This window comes from Vibrio sp. 970 (assembly GCF_033339075.1).
Genome location: NZ_JAWOTW010000181.1, coordinates 1 through 833 on the forward strand (window position 1 = coordinate 1; position 833 = coordinate 833).

Genomic DNA, 833 nt, shown 5'->3' on the forward strand with positions numbered 1-833 from the left:
CCCAGCCCTAAGCCAACTTCTTTTGTCGACACAAAAGGCTGAAAAATCCGCTGCACAATCTCTTCACCAAACCCAATGCCGTTGTCACTGATCGCAATCAGTGTGGTTTGGCTGGTTCGTTCCACCAGCGCCATTTGAATCCGTTTTTGTTCGTCCCTTGTGCTTTCCATCAACGCATCACAACTGTTTACTAAGACGTTAATGAAGACCTGTTCTAGCGCCAACATATCGCCTTGCACTTTTACATCATCAGGTAACTGGTTTTCTATGATGATCTGTTGACGCTTCGCTCGCGTGTTTACAATGGTGGATGCTTGCTCCGCCACCTCATGAACACTTACAGACTTCACTTCTCTTTCACCTTCTGGCTTGCGAGCGAATTGGCGCAAACTGTTGATGATCTTACTCATCCGAGTCGCCAAACCTTCGATGTGGGTAATGGATTCACCAACCTTTTCTGGAGATTCCTGTTCGAGGAACATTCTCGCGCTGTATAAATACGTCGACATTGCGTTTAATGGCTGATTAAGCTCATGCGCTAAACTGGTCATGGTTTGCCCTACAACCGCCATTTTTGCAGCTTGAATCAACTCATCTTGCGTCTTTTTAAGATTGTCTTCGGTGCGAATGCGCTCTTCGATTTCGTTTTCTAACTGCTGGTTTTTCAGTAGTAAATGTTGCGTTTTTTCTAACACTCGACTTTCCAAGGTACGCGTGGTCATTTCTTGATGAGTGACATCCGTAATGGTCATGATCAGTTTGTATTCAGCACCATGCGCGAAAGGACGAATATCAAAACGCACATACTTTGGTTTCTCGTCCCCAAGTGACAA

The 833-nt window shown here is 45.3% G+C and carries 1 protein-coding gene; it reads right to left on the reverse strand.

Annotated elements, in window-relative coordinates; genetic code table 11:
• On the reverse strand, positions 1–833 hold an 833-nt coding region (locus tag R7Q11_RS25550; RefSeq protein ID WP_263857195.1), incomplete at both ends, for a histidine kinase dimerization/phospho-acceptor domain-containing protein.